Origin of the sequence: Streptomyces sp. NPDC059008 (assembly GCF_042749045.1) — a bacterium.
Classification (GTDB): Bacteria; Actinomycetota; Actinomycetes; order Streptomycetales; family Streptomycetaceae; genus Streptomyces.
On the sequence record NZ_JBHYJC010000009.1, the window covers coordinates 78,894 to 99,515 of the forward strand.

A 20,622-nucleotide genomic window follows, 5' to 3' on the forward strand; every position below is an offset into this window, starting at 1 on the left:
CCTGCGGGGACACCCTCACGGCCCGGTCACAGCGGGCGAGACGGCGGAGGCCACCACCTTGCGGGGGTGGCCTTCGCCGTTCGCCGGCACCTGCCACAGGTCGGCGCCGTAGTCCCCGGGAAGGGCGTACAGCACAGTGCGGCCGTCCCTCCACAGCGCCTGGTCGTCGACGCTCGCCCGCTCGGCGAGCGGCCACTCGCGTCCGCTGCGCAGATCCAGGACGTACAGCCGCCAGGGCGCGTCGGCGCCCTTGGGCCGTACCCGTTTCTTGAAGGCGATCCGGGTGCCGTCCGGGGAGAGCGAGGGGCATTCGGCGTTCTCGCGCACGGCGGTCAGGGTGCGGCGGTTCAGATCGCCACGGACCAGGTAGGTGCGGCCCCCGGTGCCGAGGGTGGCGTAGAAGGTGGTGTCGTCGGCGGCGAAGGTCACGCCCCAGAAGTTGTGGTCGACGGCCTGGTGGCGGCGCCCGCCGATCCGGACGGTGAAGTCCTCCAGGCTGTCGTGGAGGGCGCCGGTCCGGGTGTCGTAGAGGGCGGTACGGGTGGAGAAGGCGCCGCCCGCGTAGGAGTCGCCGCTGACGAACACCGTCCAGGCCACGAGCCGGCCGCTGGGCGAGACCCGGGCGCGGGTGGGAATGCCGGGCACCGGGAAGTGCCGGACGGCCTTCATCCGCGCGTCCAGGACCACGGCCTCGTGGCCGGGCACCACTCCCCCGGTGGCCCGCAGGCAGACACCGGTACCGGCGGCGGCGTGGAAGCGCAGACAGTCGTCGGGGCCGGCCGTGCGGACGGCGCCGGGGTCGCTCAGCGGTACGGCGGCGAGGTGGTCGCGCTGCGGCCCCCACACCAGGTTCCGGAAGATCAGGCGCCCGGGCCCGCCGAGGCCGAAGCCGCCCTGCCGCACGGCGGGTTGGCCCGCCCGGTCGTGGTCGCGCTCGGCGGCCCGGCCGGCGGCCCGGCCGACCGCGACGACGGCGGCCGTGGCGAGCAGGACGGTGACCGCGAGGAGCGCCAGCGTCCGCCGGTGTGCGGGCCGCGGAAGGACCGGCGTCATGGGGAGGCCTTTCTGCCGAGGAACAGGGCGCCGAGCGCGACGGCGGCGGCCAGGCAGCCGGCCGCCACGGCCAGCGCGGTGACGGGGCCGGCGGCGGTCCAGACCGCGCCGAAGAGGACCGCGGCGGCGAAGCGGCCCACCGCCTGGCCGGTTTGGACCAGGGCCAGTCCGCTGGCCCGCAGATCGGGCGGCAGCAGTGGGGCGGCGGCCGCCATCAGCACCCCGTCGGTCGCCGCGTAGAAGACCCCCAGCAGGACGAACAGGGCGAGGGTGGAAGGGAGTCGGGCACCGGGCGGGGTGAGCAGCAGGAGGTAGGCGGCGAGCAGGGCGCCATGGCCGGCGAGGAAGACGCGCAGGCGTCCCGCGCGGTCCGCCAGGCGGCCCATCGGGAGCGCCAGCAGCAGGAAGGCGGCCGCGGTGCCGACCGGCAGCAGCGGGAACCACTGGGCGTCGAGGTGCCGGCGCTCCTGGAGCACCAGGTAGAGGAAGGCGTCGCTGATGGTGGTGGCGCCGAGCAGGACCGCGGCCAGGCTCAGCCGGGGCAGGCCGGGGGTGGCGGCCAGCGTGCGCAGGACCCGTAGGGCGCCGGGGCGTGGTGCCGGCGCCCGGCGTCCGGCCGCGTCCGGGCGCGGTTCGCGGACGTACAGGGCGAGCAGCAGCACGCCGAACGCGGCGCAGCAGAAGCTGACCTGGAAGACCGCGTCATAGCCGTCCCGGGCGGCCCACAGCACGGCGAAGGCGGCGAGCGGGCCGAGCAGGGCGCCGGCGGTGTCCAGGGCGCGGTGCACGCCGAAGGCGCGGCCCTGTTGCGCGGGGGTGGTGGACAGCGAGATCAGCGCGTCGCGCGGGGCGCTGCGCAGGCCCTTGCCGGTGCGGTCGGCGGCCAGGACGGCGCCGACCGCCCAGGGGGTGGTGACGGCGAGCAGGCCGAGTTTGCAGACCGCGGAGAGGGCGTAGCCGGTGGCCGCGACGAGCTTGCGGCGCCGGGTGCGGTCGGCCGCGTAGGAGCCGGCGAGCCGTACCAGCGCGGTGACGCCCTGGTAGACGCCGTCGAGCAGGCCGAAGGCGAGCGGGGACAGGCCCAGGCCGGCGACCAGGTACAGCGGCAGGACGGCGGTGACCATCTCCGAGGAGACGTCCGTGACCATGCTGACCAGCCCGAGGGCGACGACGTTGCCGGCGACGGCGCCCCGCAGGAAGGCCGGCCGGTGGCGGGCGACACCCGCCGAGGCGTCGGCGGCGCGGCTGGACGAGAGGTACACGGGCGTCTCCTCGTGCCGTGGGTCAGAACCAGTTGACGGTGAGGGGGAAGCGGGCCGTGGCGGTGGCGTTGGCGGCGTCGGTGGCGGTGGCGGTGATCTGGAAGGTGCCGGTCTGCCAGGGCTTGCCGGTGATGCGGCCGCCGGCCGTGTCGGTGGTCAGGCCCAGTGGCAGTCCGGTGGCGCGGTAGCCGATCGGGGCCTTGCCGCCGGTCGCGGTCAGTTGGAGGGTGCAGGGCTGGGTGAAGCGGCAGGTCTGCGGGGCGGGGGTGGCGAGCTTGAGGTCGCCGTCGGGCGGCTGGGTGCCGCCGGTGTCGAACACCTCGGTGATGGGCGTGGCGGTGGCGGCGTTGCCGGCGTGCCCGGTGCCGTACATGTCCTCGAAGGTCCGCAGCAGGCTGTAGTGGTTGTAGGCGCCGCCGACGCCGCCCTGTTTGACGTGGGCGCCGTGGAAGACGGTCGCGATCTGGTTGGAGCCCAGGTAGTTGTCCTCGTCCCAGGTGACCACGAGCAGGCTGTTGTGGGCCTTGGCCCACTCGGCGTAGGCGGCGAGGTTGTTCTTGAGCCAGGTGTCGCCGCTGCCGACGGCGCAGTCGTGCATGTCGTTGCACATGTCGGGGACGACGAAGGACAGCGTCGGGAGCTGGGTGAAGTCGTCCTTGGGGAACTGGGCGAAGGTCTTGCCGGTGCCCACCGGCACGTTCTTGAAGGCGAACCACGGGTTGTGCTTCTGCGCGTAGCGGCCGCTGGTGCAGGTCGTGGAGCCCTCGCCGGGCAGGCCCTCGTTGTAGCTGGCGAAGGTCCGGCCGGCGGCGATCAGTTCCTGGCCGAGGTTGGGGGCGTCCATCGACTGGGCGGTGTAGCAGCCGTCGCCGGTGATGCCCTGGGTGGCGCCGGAGAAGAGGTTGAAGTAGTTCGGCTGGCTGGGGTGGGTGAGCGCCTTCATGCCGGTCAGGCTGGCGCCGCCCTGGGCGAGTTGGTTGATGTAGGGGGCGTTGGCGCTGCCGATGATCTCGCCGTACTGCTTGTTCTCGAAGACGACGATCACGACGTGGTCGTAGGACGGCAGCGCGGCGCCGGTGCCGACGCGGGCCTCGGCGGTGGTGGCGACCGCGAGCAGGCCGAGCGCGCCGAGCGCTGCGGCGAGCGCTCTGCGCAGGCGGTTGGGTCGGGGTTTCATCGGGTCTCACTCTCCTGGTCGGGGGGTGTGGGGGGTGGGGGTCGTCGGTCCTCGCGGCGGGCCGCGTCCGCGACCGCGATCCGCAGGAAGCGCGGCACGGGCAGCCCGCAGCGGCCGAAGGCGCCGGCCACCTCGGCCCGGACCGCCGCGCGCCGGTCCGGGGGCATCAGCAGCAGCACACCGCGGCCCGGCCGCCCCCCGGGCCACCAGGCGGACCGGGCGCCGGCGCGCAGCGCCTCGCGGATCACCAGGGCGGTGGCGGTGGCGGCGCCCTGGCGCCGGTCCTCGGCCCCGGCCGTACGGACCGCCACCAGCAGCAGGCAGGCTTCCGGGCCGCCGCCCGTGCCCCGCAGCGGCCGGTGGGTGCTGCCGTCGGCCGCGAGGAGGTGGCCGGCGCGGGCGAAGAGCACGGCCCGGCGCAGCGCGTCATCACCGGGCACGGCGGAGCCCAGGAGTTCCGCCAACTGTGCCCGGGTGGGCGGGCGGACGCCCGGGCCGGCGCAGGCGTCCGCGACGGCCAGGGCGAGGGCGCACTCCAGCGGTTCGGCGAGGGCCAGCCCCACCGAGTCGGGCAGGGTGGCGTTCAGCTGCAGATCGGCGCCGCCGCGGCCGATTCCGGCGGCGGCGAGCGCACGCAGCGCGGCGTACGGGCGGACCGCCCAGCGGGGTGCGGGGGCGGCCGGGCCGGTCAGCGGGAGTGCGGCGCTCTCGGCCGGGTGGTTGAGCGAGCCGCAGTGCAGCATCCCGTCGGCGCGTGGCGCGACGGCCACCGCGAGGTGCCAGTCGGCCGCCGCGACCCAGTCGGCCGGTGGTGCGCCTTTGACGCGCACCGGGCCGGGGTGGACGGCGCGGCCGGTGAGGTGGAAGGCGTACGGGGCCCGCCAGACCACCTCGGGCGGGCGTCCGTGGGCGGTGGTGAAGCCGTGGGCGAGCAGCCGCAGCACGGGGTCGGCCGCCGGGCGCCGGGCCAGGTCCACGGCTCTCACCCCAGTTCCTTGCGGGCGAGCAGCCGGTAGGCGTTGCCGCCGTCGGTGGCGCGGGCGACCGCGGTGCGCAGGGCGTCGAGGGCGGCCGCGGCGCCGTAGCAGGGCAGGGCCAGGGCCTGTACGGCGCTGCGGGCGGCGCGACGGCCCGGGGTGGCGGGGGCGGTGGCCCAGGGGGCGTGCGGATCGGGGGCGAGCCGGTTCGCGGTGAGGGCGACGGCGCCGATGAAGTCGGCGTTGGCCTGGTGGGCGGCGCCGTGCTGCTCGGCGAGGACGGTGAACCCCCGTTCCGCCAGGGCCTGTTTGAGGTTGCCGACCGGGATCAGGTGCTGGTGCTGGGGCTGGAACCAGGGCAGCCAGTGGGGGCCGAGCAGCCGGGCGATGCGGGACGTGGGGTCGGGCAGCTCGATGAGCAGATGCCCTCCGGGGGCCAGGACCTTGACGGCCGCGTCGAGCTCGGCGAAGGGGTCCCGGGTGTGTTCGAGGTAGTGGTGCATGCTGACGGTGTCGTAGCGGCCGGTGAGCCGGTCGGCGAGGTCGGGGAACTGGCCCTGGTACGCGGCGGTGATCCAGCCCCGCCGCTCGGCCTCGTGCACTCCGGCGCCCATGTCCAGCCCGTCGAAGCGGGTGGTGGGCCATACGGCGCGGGCGGCGTTGCAGAAGTGTCCCGCGGCCGTGCCGACGTCGAGCCAGGCCCTGGGGGTGGTGAAGGGCCGCAGCAGTTCGGCGCGGGCCCGGTAGGTGCCGTTCATCCGGCCCAGGATCAGGGCGGCGCCCTCGCCGCCGAGCCCCTCGTAGAAGTCGCGGTAGTAGAAGTCGAGGCCGTCCGGGGTGAGCCGGGGGTTTTGGAAGACGTGGCCGCAGCGCCGGCACTCTTCGAGGGTGAAGCGGCCGGGCTTGCCCTGCAGCAGGTCGGGCATGCGGACCCGGACGACCGGATCGGGCGCCGAGCACCAGGGGCAGTCGGTGCGCCGCGGCTCGAAGAACCGGTCGGTGCCGTGGGCGAGTTCGGCGGTGTACGCGGCGCGGCGCGTCGGGGCGTCGGCCGCTCCGGGCGCCTTCGGGGGCGGTGTCCGCAGGGTGTGCAGGGCGGTGGACACCGACCGCAGCGGACGTGCCACGGTGGTGCGGGCCAGGCCGGCCGGCCGCAGCCGTCGGGCGGGGGCGGCGACCAGCGCGGGCTGGAGCCAGTACAGCGCGGCCGCCGCGGCTCCCCAACGGGGCGCGGAGTAGAGGCACTTGAGCAGCAGGGCGAGACCGGCGAGCTGGCCGGCCGACAGCAGGACGGGCGGCAGCCCGCGGGCCCGGAGCTCCTCGGCGCGCCGGCCGGGGTCGGGGGCCGGCGCCGCCAGACCGGGGGCGATGGCCCAGCCGGTGGCGTCGGGGGCGTACTCCTTGAGCTCGGCGAGGAGGCGGAGCAGGTCGGCGGCGGAGCGCGGTGGCGCCTCGGCGAGCCGGCCGGGGAGCTGGGCGCGGCGGTGGACCTCGTCGGCCACCAGCACGGCGTGGCCCGCGCCGTGCCCGGGCGCGCCCCGGTCCGTGCGGTGCGCCGCGGGATCGAGCAGCCGGAGCAGGCCGAGGGCGCTCTCGGCGTCGAGCCGCGCCGGGATCAGGTCCAGTACGCGCAGCCCTTCGTGTGCGGCATGGTCGACGGCGGCGCGCAGGGTCGCCTCGTCGGCCGTGACGCCGGGCGCGGTGATCAGATGCCAGCCGGTGAGCGGTGGCCGCGCGGTGTCGTACGGTCCGGCCACGTCCAGCAGGGGCAGCGCGGCGAGCCGGCGGCGGGCGCGTACGGTGCCCGCGGCCAGGGCCAGCGCCGTGGCGGCCGCCGCGGTGCGCGTACCGGCACGGAAACGGTGTGCTGGTGCCATCTGCCTCACGATCCTTTCTCGGACGCGGTGCGGTGGTCGGTGCCGACGGGGTCCGTGCCGGGGCCGAGCGGCAGCTTCTCCAGGCGGTCGGCCGCGGCGGTGGCACCGCCCGCCGCCGCGAAGGAGGCCTGGATGCGGCGGGCCGCGCCGCGGTGGGCCGGGTCGTCGAGCACGGCCGTCAGGGCCCGTCGCAGCTCGTCGGTACGGGCCCGGCCGAAGCGCACCCGTACGCCCGCGCCGGCCTCGGTCACCTGGCGCGCCACGATCGGCTGATCGTCGCGGACCGGCGCCACGACCAGCGGCAGCCCGTACGCGAGCGCCTCGCACACGGTGTTGTGGCCGCCGTGGCACAGCACGGCGTCGAGGTGTGGCAGGAGCTGGAGCTGGGGGACGTACTCCTGGTGCAGCACGTTCGGCGGGAGGTCCCCGGCGAGGTCGCCGGGGGCGGCAAGGATCAGCTGCGCGCGGTCGGCCAGGGCGGCCGCGGCGCGCAGCACCGCGGGGTAGAAGCGGGCCCCGGCCTCGCGGTTGAGCGTGCCCAGGGAGACCAGTACGCGGGCGCGTCCGGGATCCAGCCGACGCCAGGGGAAGTCACCGGCGGGCGGGCGGGGTCCTAGGGCGGGGCCTACGAAGGCGTAGTGCGGGCCCCACTTTTCGCCCCCCGCCCCCACCCCCCGGCACCCTCCCTCCCCCCTACGGGGGGAGGGAGGGTGGGGGCGGGGGAGGGTGTGTGGGTGGGGTGGGGGAGCCTCGCCCAGGCGAGGTCGGGAAGCCTCGCTGACGCGGGGTCGGGAAGCCTCGCTGACGCTGGGCCGGGGAGCCTCGCCCAGGCGGGGCGAGGGCACTCCGGTCAGGTGGTGTACGGGATCCTCGCCCGGCCCGGGCGAGCCCCCCTCCCCCACCAGCTCGGGTGTCGAGAACACCAGCACCAGGTGCGGCGAGAAGCGCGGGTCCCAGCCGGCGGGTGCGCCGCAGTCGGCGAGCAGGCCGGCGATGCGCCGCGCCACCCACTCCCCCACTTTCGGGAAGCCGTCGAACGGCCTGGTGAACTCCGCCGAGGTGGTCGCCGAGGTCGCCCAGGGCAGGCCGTGCCGGCGCGCCACCAGGGGCCCGGCGAAGGCCTGTTGGTCGGCCACCAGCACATCGGGCGTGAAGGCTTCGACGGCGGCGTGCACCCCGGGCAGCATCGCGTGGGCGAGCGGGACCAGGGCCTCCTCCCACAGGAAGCGCAGGGCCGCGACACCGCGCAGATCGCGCCATCGCCGGTGCAGTACGTCATAGCCGTCGGCCGCGCCCCGGTCCCCCGCCGGGTACAGCCGGGCGCCGGCCGGGAGCAGGGTCGTCAGGGCCGCGGTGGGGCCGGTCCAGGCGACCTGGTGTCCGCGTGCGGTGAGTTCGGCGGCGACGGCGAGCGTGGGGTTGAGGTGCCCGGCGAGCGGCGGGACGACGAAGAGGACTCTCATCCGGCCACCGCCCCGGCCCGTACGCGCAGCCGCCCCAGTACGGCGTCGCACAGCCCTTCGGTGGCCTCCTTGAGCACGGTGTGCCCCACATCCGGCAGCACACACAGCTCACAGTCGGGCGCGATGGCCGCCAACTCCCTTGCTCCTGGGAGGAGTTCGGACTTCTCCCCATAGACGGCGAGGACCGGGCGGCTCAGCCGGGCGAAGTCGCCGGCGGTGAAGGGGCCGGCGGCCGCGATGTCCTCGATCAGCGTGGTGTGGTTGAGCAGGGCGTCGGCACCGGCGGTCAGCCGGGCCTCCTTGCGCCGCCCGAGCGCGGCGAGCTGCTCGGTCAGCCGGCCGTCTTCGAGGCCGAGGGCGGCGGCGGTGAGGGTGTCGGTCATCTCCTCGACCCAGTCGCCGGTCAGCTGGGCGTCGATCAGCACCAGCGAGGCGACCAGGTCGGGCCGCAGGAGCGCGGTGTGCAGGGCCACGGCGCCGCCATGGCTGTTGCCGATCAGATGGACCGGGCCGAGGTCCGGCCCGACTGCGGCGAGCAGTGCGATCAGGTCGGCCGCCGCGGTGTCCCGGTCGTAGCCGGTGGGCGGGCGTTCGCTGCGGCCGTGCCCGCGCTGGTCGTAGAGGAGCACCTCGTGTCCGGCGCGGCAGAGCGGGCCGGCCAGGGTGCAGTAGAAGCTCGACAGGTTGTCCATCACCAGCCCGTGGAGGCAGACGACGGTGGGTCCGTCGGGTCGGGAGCCGGCGCCCCGGGCCGGCAGCCGCTGGGTGTGCAGGCGCAGTCCGCCCGCGTCGGTGTGGGCCATGGCGCGCTCAGCCCGCGCAGGCCCGGTCGGCGGTGGTGACCTGGTCGATGTGGACGGCGAGTTCGCCGACCGTCATGGCCAGGATCTGATCGATGTCCTTCTCCGCGAGCAGGCCGAGGAGGTCCACCGCCGTGCCGTAGCGCTGCTGCAGCAGCTCGGCCAGGGCGACGAACTCGATGCTCTCCAGCGCCAGATCGTCGTTGAAGGTGGTCGCGGCGGTGATCGGCCCGACGACGAGGAGCTCCTCGCCGGCGACGCGCACCAGCATGTCGGTGATCTCGTCCAGGATCGGACGGATGCGCTCGGGGTGGGCGTCAGCTGGCATGGGTGGCCTCCGTGGGGGTGAGGGTGTCGGTGCCCGCAGGGTCCTCGGGACGCGGGCCGGTCCAGGCGACGACATGGCGGGCGGACCGGTCGTGGACGGAGTCGAGGTGGACGAGGTGGTGCCGGCCGTCGGGTGCGGCCAGGACGAGCGCGCCGTCCGGTGCGGAGGTGACGGCCCAGTTCTCCGGCCGGACTCCGGGGCCGCCGCCGGTAGCGCGGGATGCCGCCTGCTTGGCGCACCACAGCGCGGTGAGCCAGTGGCCGCGGTCCCCGCCGGGTGATGCCTCGCGGGCGAGGAGGGCGTCGGCCAGGCGGTGTTCGGCCGGGGTGGGAGCGAGCCGTCCCAGGTCCCGCGGATCGTCGGTGACGGTTTCGACGGCGATCCCGGCGGGGCCCGACCGTCGGGCGAGGGCGACCGCGAACCGCTCCCGGCAGGCGACGGAGAGCCGGATGCCGTCGGCGAGCGCGCCCTCCGGGCGGGGACGGCCGCCACCGTCCTCGACGAGGGGGATCTCGACCGGGAAGACGGGTCCGGCTCCCGCTTCCCACAGCAGCTCGCGCACCGCGTCCTTGGCCGCGATCCGGCCCAGCAGCCATGCCGCGCGGTCCCGGGGCGGGCAGCGGTCGAAGCGTGCGCGTTCGGCGGCGCCCAGATAGCGGCGCATGACCAGCTCCTGCGAGGCCGGGTCCGGCCAGCGGCGCCGGGCCAGGGTCCAGCCGCCCGGCCGGGGTTCGCCGATGCCGCACACCTCCGGCGTGAACTTCATCGGCCACACCCGCTCGTCGGCGGCGAAGCGGCGGTACGTCCAGCCCTCCAGGTGCGCCCACACCCGGCCGTCGGCGCCGCACAGCTCGACGTCGCCGCGTACCGAGCCGGGCCCCACCTCGCGGATCCGGGCGGTGGCCGTCAGCAGCGTGCCCTCGCGGGGCGGCGGCCCGTGGAGCCGTACCCGCTCCAAGGTCGCGGGGAAGACGAGCCGGTCGCCGCTGAGTTTCAGCTGCATCCAGTGGCCGAGGAGCTGTCCGGCGGCGTCCAGGAGGGCGCCTGGCGCGGGCAGTGCGCGCAGCGTTCCGCGGATGCCGTCGGCGGCGAGCGTGGTGACCTCGTGGACCCCGGCGAACGCCGGGCCGTGGAACATCCACCGGTCGCGGTAGAGGGCCCGGGCGCTGACCGGGGCGGGGCCGCCGGACGTCAGCGGCGCGGGGTCGGGGGGCGGCGGGGGCGGGTGGTGAGCGGCGAGGTGGACGGTGACGGTGGCGTACTCGCCGAGGTCCACCCGGACACGGCCGGGCCCGGCGGGGGTGGCGGTGACCGTCAGGTCGACGGGTGGGGCGACGGGCAGCCAGCGCAGCGCCCGTACGTCGGAGTAGCCGGTGACGGTGTGCCCGGGGTCGGCTTCGCGGGCCGCTTCGGCGGCCAGCTCCAGCAGGGTGGTCATGGGGACGACGGGGAAGCGGTCGGCGGGCTCGGGCCAGTCGTCGGGCTGGAGGTAGACGCAGTGGTCGCGGACGTAGGGGAGGGTGTCGAGGGAGAGGTGGCGGACGGTGCGGCGGGGGCCGGGGCGCGGCGACGGCGCCGGGGCGGCCGCGGCGGCCAGCGCGCGGGTCGCGGCGGCCGTTTCGGCCAGGACGTCCTCCAGGGCCCGCCGGACGGGGTCCGCGGCGGGGGACGACGGGGGCGGAGACGACGGGGGCGGAGGCGACGGGGGCGGAGGCGGTGCGTCGGCGGGCGGGTGGAGCGGGATGCGCGGCGCCGCGTCGCCGAGGCGGACGAGCGGGGTGCCGAGGTCCAGCCGGACCGCACCGGCCGCGGCCGCTCGCGGCGCGAGCCGGTCCCAGCGGGGGCTGAGCCCCTCGGTCCACAGCGCGGCGGCCAGGCGGCGCAGTTGCGCCCTGCCGGTGTGGCGGGGGTCGGCGGCCGCCACGGCGAGGTGGTCCCGGTCGTGCAGGGTGTCGGCCACGAAGCCGGTGAGGCTGCCGGCTCCGGCCTGGACGAAGACGCGTACGCCGGTGTCGTACAGCCGTCGGGTCAGTTCCTGGAAGCGGACCGGTTGCAGGAGGTGACGCAGCACCAGCCGGCGTACGGCGGAGGCGTCGTGCGGGAAGGGGGCGGCGGTGGTCGCCGACCATACGGGCAGCCGCGGGTCCCGCAGCGGCAGGGCGTCGAAGGCGGCGCGGGCCTGGTCGAGGTAGGGCGCCCACATCGGCGTGTGGAAGCCGGAGCGGAAGGGCATCTCCTGGGCCCGTACGCCTTGGGCGGCGAGCCGGCGTACGGCCTCGGCCAGCTGCGGCCCGTCCCCGCAGATCACCGACTGGTGCGGGCAGTTGTCATGGCTGACCGCGACCCGCGCCAGGCCCTCCAGCGCCGCGGCGGCCTGTCGCGCGCCGCAGCCCAGGGCCGCGTAGACCAGGTCGGGTACGGCGAGGGAGGTCGGCCGCAGCGAGTCGAGGAAGGTGTCGACGGCCTGCGCCGGATACATGCCGGCGCAGACCATGGCGGTCCATTCGCCGAGGCTGTGTCCGGTCAGCAGGTCGGGGGCGATGCCCAGTTCGTCCAGCGCGCGGGCGAACAGCCGGCCGACGGCGACGCTGTCGACGGCCCGTTCGACCAGGGCGTCGCCGCCGCTCAGCCGTGGGCGGGGCAGCCCCAGTTGGTCGGCGGCGTCGTCGGCGCGGGGCGGCGGCTCCGCCTCCAGCCCCGGGAAGAGCAGGGCCAGCCGCGCCCCCGGTTCCTGGGCGTACGGCCCGAAGTACGGGCTGGGGGTGAACCAGATGTCGCCGCGGCCGCGCCAGGGCCGTGCGCGCGCCAGGACCCGGGCGGCCAGGGCGCGGCGCTGGGGGGTGGGGTCGATGAGAGCGAGGCGGCAGGGGGCGGCGCGGGGCGGGGTCGGCGCGGGGCTGTCTTCGTCGCGTGCGCCGCTGTCCTTGTCACGTGGACCGGTGTCTTCGTCGCGTGCGCCACTGTCCCTGTCACGTGGACCGGTGTCTTCGTCGCGCAGGGCGTGTGCCAGTTCTTCCGGGGTGCGGGCGGCGAGCAGGACGGTGCGTTCCGGCTCCGCGACGCGCAGCGCCGCCCTGTGCGACGGGGTGGTGGGCGGTGCGGGCGGCGGGGCGGCGGGGCTGTGGTGTCCCGGCGCCTCTTCGAGGACCGCGTGGGCGTTGATCCCGCCGAACCCGAAGGCGTTGACACCGGCCCTGCGAGGGTGTCGCGGCCCGGCGTCCCAGGGTTCCGCCTCGGTGACCGGGCGCATGCGGGTGTGTGCCAGGCCCTCGTGCGGCTCGTCCAGGTGCAGGGTGGGCGGCAGGGTCCGGTGGTGCACGGCGAGGGCGGCCTTGATCAGCCCGGCGATGCCGGCGGCCTGCATGGTGTGGCCCAGCATCGACTTCACCGATCCCAGCCCGACCGGCCCGCGGCCCCTCCCGGCCGGGCCGAACACCCGGGCCAAGGTGTCGAGTTCCGCCGCGTCACCGACCGGTGTTCCGGTGCCGTGCGCCTCCAGCAGCCCGAGTGCCGCCGGGTCCCGCGGGTCGAGTCCGGCGTCGCGCCAGGCCTGCGCCAACGCGGCCACCTGGCCGTCCACCTGAGGACTCATCAGGCTCGCGGTGCGCCCGTCCCCGGCCACTCCCACGGCCCGGACGACCGCGTAGACCCGGTCACCGTCGCGCTCGGCGTCGGCCAGCCGCTTGAGGAGGACGACGCCGGTGCCCTCGGACAGCAGGGTGCCGTCGGCCCGCCGGTCGAAGGGGCGGATGCGCTGGGTGGGGCTGAGCGCCCGCAGCTGGGTGAAGACGCTCCACAGGGTCGCGCTGTGGCAGTGGTGTACGGCGCCGGCGACCATCAGGTCGCAGCGGCCGGCGGCCAGCAGGCCGGCGGCCTGTTCCACGGCCAGCAGCGAGGAGGCGCAGGCCGCGTCGAGGGTGTAGGCGGGGCCCCGGAAGTCCAGCCGATTGGCGGCCCGGGCGGCGGTGAAGCTGGGCACCAGGCCGATGGAGGCCTCCGGCTGTTCGGGACCCAGGCTCTCCTGGAAGGCCTCCCGGACCGCCCGGATTCTCGACTCGCCCAGTTCCGGGGCGAGTTCGCGCAGGGTGGCGGCGAGCTGGTGGGCGGTGCGGACGCGCTGGTCGAGCCGGGCGGTGGCCGCTCCCATGAAGCCGCCGCGGCCGAGGATCACACCGATCCGGGAGCGGTCGGCGGGCAGCTGCTCCTGGCCTCCCGCGTCGGCGACGGCGGCGGCGATGGCACGCAGGGCGAGCAGTTGGTCGGGCTCGGCGCCGGCGACGGCGGCGGGCATGATGCCGAAGCAGGTCGGGTCGAAGGCGGTCGGCCCGGCCAGGAAGCCGCCGCGCCGGCAGTAGAAGCGGTCGCTGCGGGCGGGGCCTTCGGCGCCCGCCGGGTCGTAGTAGACCTCCGGGTCCCAGCGGCCGGGCGGCACGTCGGTGACGCAGTCCGTCCCGGCCACCAGGTTGCGCCAGTACGCGGCGAGGTCGTCGGCGCCGGGGAGGACCGCCCCCATCCCGACGATCGCGGCGTCCGTGGGCCGGGGGCCGGCCCCTCGCCCGCTGCGCTCACTCATCGCCCGCCGCCTCCCCGGCGGCCTCCGCCGCCAGTACGACCTGGGGCGCTGTGCCATGGGCCAGTTCGTCCAGGAGGGCGGCGACCGCGGCGTCGGGGTCCAGCAGTGGGATGCCGCGGCGCGCGTAGGCGCGGGCCAGTTCCGGGGTGACCATGCCGCCGCCGGTGGCCGCCCACGGGCCCCAGTCGACGGCGAGCACACGGTGCGCCGTCCGGGCCGACCAGGCCCGCGCGAGGGTGTCCAGGGCGTCGTTGGCGGCGGCGTAGTCGGCCTGGCCCCGGTTGCCGAAGACCCCGGCGACGCTGCCGAAGAGGACGAGGAAGCCGGTGTCGTCGCCGGCGGCGGCGAGCAGATGGCGGGCGCCGTCGACCTTGGTGGCGAAGACCCGGGCGAAGGAGTCCGGGTCCTTGTCCCGCAGCAGCTTGTCCTCCAGCGTGCCCGCGCCGTGCACGATCCCGTCGAGGCGGCCGTGGCGGTCCCGGATGTCTCGCGCCACGGCGCGTACCGCCGCGGCGTCGGTGACGTCCGCGGCGTGGTAGCGCACGGAGGCAGCGTGCGGCTCCAGTGCGGCGAGCGTCGCGGCGATCTCGCGCCGGGCGAGGATGTCGGTGGCCGCCGCCTCGATCTCGGCGGGCCTGCGCAGTCCTTGGGAGATCAGCGCGGCGCGCAGGGTGATGCGGTCGGGGGCGTGGGCGAGGGCCGGGTCCTCGGGGGCCTCGGCTCGGGGCGTACGTCCCAGGAGTTCGATGTGGCAGCCGTGGGTGCGGGCCAGCGCGAGGGCCGTACGGGCGGTGATGCCGCGGGCGCCGCCGGTCAGCAGCACCACGGAGCCGGGGCCCAGCGGTGTGCGGTCCGCGGCGGTCCGAGCCTGCGGCAGCGGGGTGCGCACGGTGCGCAAGGTGGTGCGGGTGCCGTTGGTGCGGCCGACGACGACCGGCTCGCCGGGGGCGCAGAGTTCGGCCAGGAGGTGGGCGGCGATGCGCTCCGGGCGGTCCTTGGGGTCGATGTCCACGGCGCGGATCAGGACGTCGGGGTATTCGAGCGCGGCGGCACGGGCGAAACCGCGCAGTCCGGCGCCCGGCAGCGGGTCGGGGCCGGAGGCGGCGGCGTCCTGCCCGAACGTGCCGCCGGCCGCGGTGGCGAGCAGCAGCCGGCGGGCGCCGCCGGTCAGGGCGGTGCGCAAGCCCGCGTACTGTCCCGGCAGTACGGCGGTGCGGCCCGCCCGCAGCGCGCTGAGGTCGACCACCCCGTCCGCGGTGACCTGGGCCAGCCGTTCGGCGGGGACCGTGCGTACCCGGGCCCCATGGCTCTCCAGCAGGGCGGTGAGCGCGAGCGCCACGCCCTGTCCGTCCTCCACCACGGCGAATTCGGCGCCTGCCACCACCTCGGCGGGCGGGCGGCTCGCGGGCGGGCCCAGCGGGGCGACGTCGACGAGGTAGCGGGTGGGGGGCCGGCCGGCCGCGGAGCTGGTGGCGGGCGCGGGGGCGGCGGGCGGGGCCGGTAGGGCTTCGGGGGGCGTGGGCGGCTCCGGCGCGGGTTCGGGGGTGGCGGCGGTGATCCGTTCGACGATGCCGCTGATGGTCTTGACCCGGGACAGCTCCTCCACCACCGACTCCGCGGCCCCGTCGGCGTCCTGCGGCAGCCCGATCCGGTCGGCCAGTGCCCCGATGATCTCCACCCGCTTGATGGAGTCCACCGAGAGGTCGGCCTCCAGGTCGAGTCCGGCGTCGAGCATCTCGCGGGGGTAGCCGGTGCGGGTGTGGATGATCTCGCGTACGGCGTCGAGGAGTTGGGCGGGGGTCAGGCGCGCCGGCCGGGCGTCCGGGGCAGGCGCGGCCCCGGTGCCGGCTCCGGTGTCGGCTCCGGCCGGGCCGGTTCCGGGCAGGTCGGACCCGGCCAGGTCGGTCCCGGCCAGGTCCGCCCCGTCGTACGGCGCGAGCGGCCGCTCCGACACGGGCGCGGTCCGCGGGGCCGCGGGCGCGGTCCGCGGGGCCGCGGGGTCCGCCTCGCCCAAGTACCGCAGCACCACGTCCCGTTGCGCCAGCACCAGCTCGCGCGCGCCGCGCAGATACTCCAGCACCGCGTACTGCCGCGCCGCTTCCCCCGGGGCGGCGGGGCCGTCGTCGGTTGCCGCCGCCACCGGCCGGACCGAACGCACCGCATGCTGCCGCGCCGCTTCCCCCGGGGCGGCGGGGCCGTCGTCGGTCACCGCCGCCATCGGCCAGACCGAACGCACCGCATGCTGCCGCGCCGCTTCCCCCGGGGCGGCGGGGCCGTCGTCGGTCACCGCCGCCACCGGCCGGACCGAACGCACCGCATACTGCCGCGCCGCTTCCCCTGGGGCGGCGGGGCCGTCGGCCGGTGTCGTCGCCACCCGCCGCGCCGGACGCAGCCCGCCCGGGAGGCAGGCACCGTCGGCGGTGCGCACCAGGTGTCCGTCCACCAGCCATCCGGGGCGGCGCGGCGCTTCCTCGGGCAGTGCGCGGGTGCGCCCGCGAAACAGCGCCTCCGGGTCGACGGGGACGCCCGCGGCGGCGAGCCGGGCCAGCACATGCGGCAGCCGGGTCAGGCCCGGCTCACCGGGCACGTCCAACGCCACGGCGGTGTGCGGGCGTTCGCCCAGGATGCGGCCGACGAGTCCGGTGAGGACCCGGCCGGGCCCGGCCTCCACGAAGGTGCGTACCCCGGCGGCGTACATGTCCTCGATCTGGTCCACGAAGCGCACCGGTGCGGCTACCTGCCCGGCCAGGGTGTCGCGGATCGCGGAGGTCTCGCGGCCGTAGGGGCGGGCGGTGGCGCCCGACCAGACGGGGAACGCGGTCCCCGACAGCCGCGTGGCGCGCAGCTCCTGGGCCAGTTCCTCGCCCGCCGGCTCCAGCCGGGGGCTGTGGAAGGCGCAGGCGACCGGTATGCGCCGCGCCTCGGTGCCCGCCGCGCACAGCGCCGCCACGGCCTGTTCCACGGCGTCGGCGGGTCCCGAGATCACGCTCTGTTCGGGCGCGTTGTGGTTGGCGACCACGACTCCGGGTGTGTCGCGGGTCAGCTCCCGTACGCGGGCGGGAGCGGCGGCCACGGCGGCCATCGCCCCGGGGTCGTCCCCGGCGGCCCGGACGATCGCCGCGGCACGGCGGTCGCTGAGCCTGAGCAGCGCCTCGGTGTCGTAGGCGCCGGCCGCCCACAGCGCGGTCAGCTCGCCGAAGGAGTGGCCCGCCGCGCAGTCCGGGCGCACCCCGAGCGTGGTGAGCAGCCGGTGCGCGGCGACGGAGGCCAGACCCAGGGCCGGTTGGGCGACGCGGGTGTCGGTCAGGGCGGCGGACTGGGCCCTTCGCTGCTCGGCGGTGAAGGCGGTGGGCGGGAACATGGCCGCGACGCAGTCCGGGTCGGCGTCGTCCAGGAGGCCGCGCAGCGCGGGGAAGGCGACGAACAGCTCGCCCAGCATGCCGGTGCGCTGACTGCCCTGGCCGGGGAAGAGGAAGGCGACCAGGCCGGGGTCGGCGTCCTGCCGGCGCGGGTACACGCCGTCGGTGGCCGTGCCCCGCCGCGCCGCGTCCAGCCGGGCGGCGAGCCGGTCGAGGTCCTCGGCGACGACGCAGACCTGTATCGGCGCGTCGGCCGCGGCCGCGGCGGTCTCGGCGGCCAGATCGCGCAGCGGCCAGGGCCGCCCGGCCGCGTCGTTGTCCGCCAGGCGTGCGGCGAGGCGGTCGACGGCGGCCGCGGCGGCGGCGCGGTCGGCCCCGCGGAAGCAGAACAGCTCGGCGGGCCACTCCTGGAGGGTGTGGGCGGGTTCGTCGGCGCCCGGATAACCGGCGAGCACGGCGTGGTAGTTGGTGCCGCCGAAGCCGAAGGCGCTGACCCCGGCGACGCGGCGTTCGACGGGGGCCGTCCAGGGCCGGGCGCCGCCGGCCTCGAAGCGGAACGGCCCGGTGTCGGCCCCCGGCCGGGTCAGATGCAGGGTCGGCGGCCGCACCCCGGCGTGCACGGCGCGTGCGGTCTTGATGAGTCCGGCCAGTCCGGCCGCGCATTTGGTGTGCCCGATCTGCGACTTGACCGAGCCCAGTGTGCAGCTGCCCGGTGCGGCCCCCGCGGCCTGGAACAGGTCGGTGAGGACGGCGAGTTCGGTGGCGTCGCCGACGACGGTGCCGGTGCCGTGGGCTTCGAGGAGGCCCACCTGGGCCGGGCTGATGCCGGCGCGGCGGTAGGCGCGTTCCAGGGCGCGGCGCTGTCCCTCGGGCCGTGGCGCGGTCAGGCCGAGCGACCGCCCGTCGCTGGCGCTGCCGACCGCCTTGACCACCGCGTAGATCCGGTCGCCGTCCCGCTCGGCGTCCTCGACGCGTTTGAGGACCAGCGCGCCGACGCCCTCGCCGAGCGCGATGCCGTCGGCGGCCGCGTCGAAGGGGCGGCACCGGCCGGTGGGCGACAGGGCGCGCACGGACGCGAACATCAGGTAGTCGTTGATGCCGTTGTGCACGTCGGCGCCGCCGCACAGGACCATGTCGGCGTCCCGGTCGCGCAGTTGGCGGCAGGCCAGGTCCAGCGCGGCGAGCGAGGAGGCGCAGGCGGCGTCCACGGTGCAGTTGGCCCCGCCCAGGTCCAGGCGGCTCGCGATCCGCCCGGCGATGACGTTGGCGAGCACTCCGGGGAAGGAGTCCTCGGTCAGCCGGGGCAGTTCGGCGTCCAGGGCCGGCGGCAGGTCGCCCAGGTAGGCGGGGTGCAGTGCGCGCAGGCCGTAGGCGCCGGCCAGTTCGGTGCCGGCCTCGGCGCCGAAGACGACGCCGGTGCGGGCGCGGTCGAAGTCGCGGTCGGCGTATCCGGCGTCCGCCAGGGCCTTGGCGGCCGCTTCCAGGGCGAGCAGCTGGACGGGTTCGATGCCGGTGAGGGAGGCCGGCGGGATGCCGTGGGCGAGGGCGTCGAAGGGGATGGCGGGCAGGAATCCGCCCCACCGCGAGGGGGTGCGCTCGCCCGCCCTCGCGGGGTCGGGGTCGTGGTAGGTGGCGGCGTCCCAGCGTTCGGCGGGCACCTCGGTGACGGAGTCGACGCCGGCGACGACGTTCGACCAGTAGCGGGCGGTGTCGGGCGCGCCCGGATAGCAGCAGGCCATGCCGACGATGGCGATGTCCAGCGGCGCCGCCTGCTGGTCCTGATGCCCGGCGGGTGGCCGAAGCTGCTTCGCCCGGGCGTCGAGCAGGGCGCTCGCCCCTTCGGTGACGTCCGTGTGCAGCGCGGCGAGGGAGGTGGTGGCGCTGCGGGCGGTGGCGGCCTGGCCCAGCATGTACAGCCCCTCGCGCAGCTGGTCCGGCTCCCCCACCGGTGCCGGCGGTCCGCCGTCGGTGTGGCGCAGGCCCTTGCTCGCGATCCGCAGCCGACCGAGGTTGCGCCGCTCCAGCTCCTCCCACCGGGTCCGCGGGTCCACGCCGTCCGCCGCGAGCCGCCGCTCGGTCGCGGCGAACTCCGCGGCGTAGGCGGTCTCGGCGCAGCGCGTGGCGTGCCCCGGCGCGGTCCGCAGCAGTACGGTCCGCTCGCAGGCCAGCGCGGTGTCCTGGAAAGCCGGTCGGACGGCGCCGGTGGCCACGGCCTCCTCGGTGAAGAGGTAGGCGGTGCCCATCAGGACGCCGATCCGGGCGCCGCGCTCGGCGAGCGGGGCGGCGGCGGCCGCGGCCATGGCGGCGGAGCGGGCGTCGTGGATGCCGCCCGCGAAGAGCACATCGAACTCCTCGGCGGTGCCGCGGTGCTCCCGGTCGTAGGCCAGCAGCCGCTCGATCTGCTCCTCCCACAGCGGGAAGCTGGCCCGCGGGCCGGTGTGGCCACCGCACTCCTGCCCTTCGAAGACGAATCTGCGGGCGCCTTCGGCCAGGTAGCGCTCCAGCAGGCCGGGCGAGGGGACGTGCAGGTAGGTGCGGGTCCCGGCGGCTTCGAGCGGCGCGGACTGGGCGGGGCGGCCGCCGGCGATGAGGGCGTACGCGGGGGCGAACTCGGCGACCGCGGCGAGCTGGGCGCGGCGCAGCTCGGGCGGGGCGAAGCCGAGCAGGCCCACGCCCCACGGCCGCTCCCCCAGCCGCTCGGCGGTCTCGGCCAGCAGGCGGCGCACCTGCTCGCCGTCCATGACCGCGAGGGCGAGAAAGGGCAGCCCGCCCTCGGCGGCCACCGCGGCGGCGAACGCGGCCTCGTCACTGACCCGGGTCATCGGCCCTTGGGCCACCGGGAGATGGCGGGCATCGGGGCGGGGCGCGAGCGGCCGGGTGCGGGCGGCCGCGGCGAGGTGACCGGTGACGGCGGACCGTACGGCCGTGAGGATGCCGCCGGTGGTGCGGTGCCGCGCGGCGAGCCGGGCGGCGAACGCGCCGTCCTGGCCGACGGGGAGCGGGTCGGTGGGCAGATCGGGGCGGGTCAGCACGCGGTGGCCGTCGACGAGTGCGGGCTCGCTGCCGTCCATGGCCCGCAGGGCGGCGGCCAGCCGGCGGGGCAGCCGCTGTTCGCCCTCGGTGGTCAGCGCGAGCTGGGAGTCGAGCAGCACACCGGCCGCCCCGCCGGCGACGGCCGCGGCGGCGGTGTGCGGGCCGATGCCGCCGGCCGCGAGGACGGGGACGGTGGTGCCCGGGTCGGCGAGTACGCGCTGCAGCAGTACGCAGGTGGTGAGTTCACCGACCCGGCCGCCGGACTCGTGGCCGCGGACGACCAGCGCTTCGGCGCCGGCGGCACAGGCGGCCGCGGCTTCCTGGGGGCTGGTGACCTCGGCCCATATCCGGCGCCGGCCGCCGTCGGACCAGTCGTGGCGGCCCTCGGTCCGGTGCCGCGCGGTGGCGGTGAACTCCTCCGGGTCGGCGAGCAGCACGGTGTCGACCGCGGCCGGCAGTTCGCCGGGGGTCAGCGGGCAGCCCACCGGTACGCGTACGCCGTGCGGCCGCCGCAGCCGGCGGGCGAGCCCGGCGAGGGCGGTGCGCGCCGGGCCGGCGTGGCGGCCGAGGTCCAACAGGCCGAGCGCGCCGGCGCGTTCGGCGGCCGCGACGATCCGTTCGTCCGGCTGCTCGAAGGGCGAGAGCGCGACGACGAGGTCGCGGCCGGTCGCGGCCGGCCGTGTGGATCTGGGGCGGGGGGAGGTGCCGGAGTGAGGGGGG

10 protein-coding genes are annotated in these 20,622 nt (G+C 76.8%); all 10 read right to left on the reverse strand.

Annotated features, from left to right (window positions below):
* Nucleotides 1–15: 15 nt before the first annotated feature.
* The gene (locus ACFWZH_RS14175; RefSeq protein ID WP_384429324.1) at nt 16–1,053 is read right to left on the reverse strand and encodes a TolB family protein; all 1,038 of its coding nucleotides are present in this window, start codon (nt 1,051–1,053) and stop codon (nt 16–18) included.
* Nucleotides 1,050–2,315: an MFS transporter gene (locus ACFWZH_RS14180; protein WP_384429327.1), complete on the reverse strand. Its 1,266-nt coding sequence runs from the start codon at nt 2,313–2,315 to the stop codon at nt 1,050–1,052. Before ACFWZH_RS14180 ends, ACFWZH_RS14175 begins: the two co-directional genes overlap by 4 nt.
* A 22-nt stretch (nt 2,316–2,337) precedes the next feature.
* Complete coding sequence (locus ACFWZH_RS14185) at nt 2,338–3,492, reverse strand: alkaline phosphatase family protein (RefSeq protein WP_384429330.1); 1,155 nt, start codon at nt 3,490–3,492, stop codon at nt 2,338–2,340.
* Nucleotides 3,489–4,478 carry a galactokinase gene (locus ACFWZH_RS14190; protein WP_384429332.1) on the reverse strand — a complete coding sequence of 330 codons (990 nt, stop codon included), beginning with the start codon at nt 4,476–4,478 and terminating at the stop codon, nt 3,489–3,491. The genes ACFWZH_RS14185 and ACFWZH_RS14190 overlap by 4 nt, the downstream gene beginning before the upstream one ends.
* Nucleotides 4,475–6,346, reverse strand: a complete 1,872-nt coding sequence (locus tag ACFWZH_RS14195) for a methyltransferase domain-containing protein (protein WP_384429334.1) — start codon at nt 6,344–6,346, stop codon at nt 4,475–4,477. The genes ACFWZH_RS14190 and ACFWZH_RS14195 overlap by 4 nt, the downstream gene beginning before the upstream one ends.
* A gap of 5 nt (nt 6,347–6,351) precedes the next feature.
* The gene (locus ACFWZH_RS14200; protein WP_384429337.1) at nt 6,352–7,809 is read right to left on the reverse strand and encodes a glycosyltransferase; all 1,458 of its coding nucleotides are present in this window, start codon (nt 7,807–7,809) and stop codon (nt 6,352–6,354) included.
* The gene (locus ACFWZH_RS14205; RefSeq protein WP_384429340.1) at nt 7,806–8,612 is read right to left on the reverse strand and encodes an alpha/beta fold hydrolase; all 807 of its coding nucleotides are present in this window, start codon (nt 8,610–8,612) and stop codon (nt 7,806–7,808) included. The genes ACFWZH_RS14200 and ACFWZH_RS14205 overlap by 4 nt, the downstream gene beginning before the upstream one ends.
* 7 nt (nt 8,613–8,619) lie before the next feature.
* Complete coding sequence (locus tag ACFWZH_RS14210) at nt 8,620–8,937, reverse strand: phosphopantetheine-binding protein (protein WP_384429343.1); 318 nt, start codon at nt 8,935–8,937, stop codon at nt 8,620–8,622.
* Nucleotides 8,927–13,510 carry a beta-ketoacyl synthase N-terminal-like domain-containing protein gene (locus ACFWZH_RS14215; RefSeq protein ID WP_384429346.1) on the reverse strand — a complete coding sequence of 1,528 codons (4,584 nt, stop codon included), beginning with the start codon at nt 13,508–13,510 and terminating at the stop codon, nt 8,927–8,929. The genes ACFWZH_RS14210 and ACFWZH_RS14215 overlap by 11 nt, the downstream gene beginning before the upstream one ends.
* The coding region (locus tag ACFWZH_RS14220; protein ID WP_384429349.1) for an SDR family NAD(P)-dependent oxidoreductase at nt 13,503–20,622 on the reverse strand (7,120 nt) is incomplete at its 5' end. The genes ACFWZH_RS14215 and ACFWZH_RS14220, both read right to left, overlap by 8 nt.